The following is a 3,733-nucleotide window of genomic DNA, read 5'->3' as shown; positions in this document are numbered from 1 at the left end:
CGTCGAAGCTCAGATCCTCGCTCTGGCCGTCAGTCAAGATGCCGTCCTGCTGGACGCCGAACGGGTTGACCGCGAACCGGTAAGCGCGCTTGCGATCGTGGAACGTGTCGAGGTAGACGATCACGTGGTCGTCGTGGCTGATGTCGTCCCGCCGCGCGACGTTGGCCCGCACCTTCGCGGGATCGTCCCTGCAAACGAACACCACATACAGGTTCAGGTCATCGTAGCTCAGGTACGCGGTGGTCCGTTCGCTCACCGGAATGCCGTCGCCGGGCTCGTGCTGGCGGAAGTCGGTGACCGCGGCGCTGTCGGCGCCGGCGGAACCGGCCAGAAAGGCTTCCAGATGCGGCGCCTCGGTCACGCGCCGAATCACGAAGGTCGGCGCAGCTGGCGCGCCGAGATGCGCGGTTGACGTCTGCGCGCGAAGGGGTGTGCCGCGCGCCACGGTCCAAAGCAGGGGCAGCAGCAAGGCCCCTCGGGGTGCAAGCCTCGTCATGGCCTTCTCGTCGCCGAGTCGGCGTCGAGCGCCTGGAACCAGCGCTCGACTTCTGCGAGTTCGGGAAATCCCCAAGCCGCCCGCTCCCTGAGCAGCGCGACGGCCGGCCAGATCACGCGGTTGGCGTACCGCGCGCGTTCGGCGGTGTCAAACAGCACCTCGAGCTCTTCCGGAGCACCGAGCTGCCATCCCCCGCGCGCGGTGGCGTCACGATACACGTCCAGAATCCCGGGCCGCAGCTCAGCGGGGAAGCGGAACAGGAACGTCGAAAGGTCGTAGCTGAACGGCCCCACGCCTACGCGATCCCAGTCGACGAGGCGCAGCTCCGGCCGTTCGGCCGTTCCCTTCACGAACACGTTGATCGTCCAGAGATCGCCGTGCAGCAGTGTGTCCGGACCGGCGGCGCGCTCGAAGACGGTGGCCCGGCGCGGCGCGTCCGCGAGCAGCGCCCGCAAGCGGGCGAGCAGTCGCTCCGGGAGCCCGGCGTGCGACGACGGGGACTGGATGCCCGCGCCGAGGAGCGCCTCGAGCGCGGCGATCGCGTCGCGCACGTTGGTCGTGAAGTACTCGAAGCCCAGGCCGTGGCCGAAGCGGCGGACGTCCGGCAGCACGCCGTGGCGCGCGGCGCGCGCGTGTAGCTCCGCGACTTGTCGCGCGGCGACCTCCACCAGCTCCCATGCGGGCCGGGCGGCGAGGGTATCGTCGCCCAGGTCCTCGTGGATGTGCCACACGACTTCGCCGCGCGAGTCGGCCACCGTGCCAAGCAGCCGCGGGCAGGCGTGCTCCAGCCCGACGGCTGGCAGCCACCGCGTGGCCAACAGGCGGGTGCGCTGCGCGACGGCCGGCTCCATGCGCTTGACCACCACCGAGCTCCACGGCGCGCGCGCGTCGAACTGCAGCCGGTACACCTTTGCCTTGAGCGGCTGCACGCTCGTCACGCGATCGGTGGGATCGGCGTCGTGCAGGAGGGCACGGAGCCCCTGCCACAGCTCGGTCCACGCTGGCTCTCTGCGCGCATTCGTGACGTCCAGCGCTGCGCCTCGGGGGCGAGGCTCGACCAGGGTCACGCTGCGGTCCTCGCCTCGTGCCCGAGCGCCTGTTCCAGCACCCGGGCCACGACGCGCCGGGCGTCGAAGTGCTCCTCGACCAGCGCGCGGGCCGCGCGCCCGTGGTGCTCGTAGTCCGCTTCGGCGGCGGCGAGGGCCCGCACGGCCTCGTCCATCGTCCGAAACCGGAACAACCCCTCGGCGTCCGGCAGCAGCCGGCTCGCGCCGGTGTGCTGCACCACCGCCGGCTTGCCGCTGGCGAGGTAACACAGGGTGCGATCGCTCACCCACGCGGTCTCGAGCGAGATGTAGGCTGGCTTGGCGCAGCTGAACTCACCGCGCGACCGCTGTACGTACGTCCGGTACGCGTCCGGCGTCGCGGTCACGTCCCACGCCTCCCGCAGGCGCCAGCCCATCGGCTCCAGCAGGCGGCGGTATTCCTCGTGAAACTCCGCGAGGCATACCGCGAGCTCGAGGGAGACCGGCGTGCGGTGCGGCAGGTCCTGGTATTCGAGAAACGAGGCGCGCTTCTCGTTGCTGAACGTGATGCCGTTGAACTCGAACGTTCCGCCCCACCAGTGCGCCACGGTCGTATATGGAGGCGGCGCGGCGCCGCCCAGCGCCTCGGGGACGCACGGCCACTCGGGGAGGTAGACGGGCGGGACCGTGTGCACCCACGTGCGGCCGCCGTCGGGGAACCGCGCGGCAGGGGTCCCGACGGTTTCGCCAATAGTGAAATAGAGATCGTGTCGGGCAAGCTGGACGGCGCCGGTCGTCATCCAGATCTGGAGCAACCCCGGGTCGGTATCAATAAACGCTGTGCGCCGGAATCGCCCGACGACGCCGGCGGGGGCCGAGTGCCACAGGTTGAGAAGCAGGTCCGCCTCGGCGGCAGCGTTCAGGTCCAGACAGCCCTGCGCGACCTCGTCAGGAACGGTCCCACCGCCGATCGCGTACAGCGCGAGCGTGTCCGCCAGGCCGAATGACGCCAAGCGCCCCTTGAGCGCTGCGACGCAGTCGGACGCTGCGCCACCGCGCCTCCGGCGGCGGCCGGCCGGCGATGTGTCGTTGTCGTCGACGTCCAGCCCCTCGAGCCAGATGACCCGGCAGCCGAGCGCCTTGAGCGCCAAGGCCCAGTGGAGATAGACCCACAGGTGACCGCCACCGTTTGGGTAGGCGACCGTGTTCGCCGGCGCCACGCAGACCGTGAGGCTCATGCGACCCCGCTCCCCGTCGGCTGCGTGCTCAACGCCGTGTTCAGCGCGGTCTCAAGCACGCGGCGCGCGTCGAAATGCGTTTCCGCAATGTCACGGGCCGCGCGGCATTGGCGACGGTAGTCGCGGTTGATCGTCTCGAGCGCGTGGGCGGCCTCCGCCAGCGAGCGAAAGCGGAACATGCCCTCGCCGTCCGGCAGGAACGCGCTCGCGCCCGTGTGCTGCACGACCGCGGGCTTGCCGCTCGCCAGGTAGGCCACCGTCCTATCGCTGACCCAGGCATTCTGGAATGCCATGCACGACGGCTTTGCCGCACTGAACTCCCCGCGCGACTGCCGGAGGTAGGCGGCGTAGGCTGTGGGGCTGCCCGTGACATCCCGCGAGTCCCGCACGCGCCAGCCCTGCCGTTCGAGGAGGGCCCGGTCCTGCGCGTCTTGCTCCGCCTGCTTCGGCCGCGCCTGACCCGCGGGATCGCGGTCCAGTAGATAGAGCGCCAGCTCGAGGGGCTGGCTCGTGTGGCGTGGCAGATCCGCGAACTCAAGAAAGGAGATCCGCTTCGTGTTATCGACCAGGACGGTCTGTCCGTTCCGCCGCACCTTCAACCAGCTCGCCGACGACCAACTGGAAACAGTCGTGAAGGCCTCGGCGCCCGGCTCGTACGTGAACGGCCAGAGGTCGAGACAGACGGGCGGCCGGATGTGCGTCCACTGCAGGCCGCAGTCGGAAAAGAGGGCACCGGGTGTTCCCACCGTCTCGCCCGTCGTCAGATAGCAATCGTGCGGCGGAACGGCGAGCTCTCCGGTGCTCATCCAGAACTGCAGCAGGCCGGGGTCGATGTCCACGAGCGCCGTGCGCCGCGCGCAGGCGAGCAGGCGCGGGTCGATGGCGTAATGGAAGTTCAGCAGGACATCTGCCCGCCGCAGCACCGCCTCCGCCTCGCGGCGCGCACAGGCGACGAAGCGCGGCTCGCCTTCGAC

General features: G+C 70.2%; 3 protein-coding genes. All 3 read right to left on the bottom strand.

Annotation, left to right across the window (positions count from 1 at the left end; all coding sequences use genetic code 11):
• The coding region (locus tag E6J59_19930) for a hypothetical protein (protein ID TMB15496.1) at positions 1-469 on the bottom strand (469 nt) is incomplete at its 3' end.
• A 23-nt stretch (positions 470-492) separates the two neighbouring features.
• Positions 493-1,563 (bottom strand): aminoglycoside phosphotransferase family protein, encoded by a 1,071-nt coding sequence (locus E6J59_19925; protein TMB15495.1) that lies wholly within the window; start codon positions 1,561-1,563, stop codon positions 493-495.
• Entirely contained in the window at positions 1,560-2,759 is a 1,200-nt protein-coding gene (locus E6J59_19920; protein ID TMB15494.1) for a hypothetical protein, read from the bottom strand. The genes E6J59_19925 and E6J59_19920 overlap by 4 nt, the downstream gene beginning before the upstream one ends.
• Positions 2,760-3,733 lie beyond the last annotated feature (974 nt).

Source organism: Deltaproteobacteria bacterium, from assembly GCA_005879795.1.
GTDB lineage: Bacteria > Desulfobacterota > Binatia > DP-6 > DP-6 > DP-6.
The sequence above is the reverse complement of the archived record's forward strand: the minus strand, read 5'-3'. Positions and strand labels throughout refer to the sequence as shown.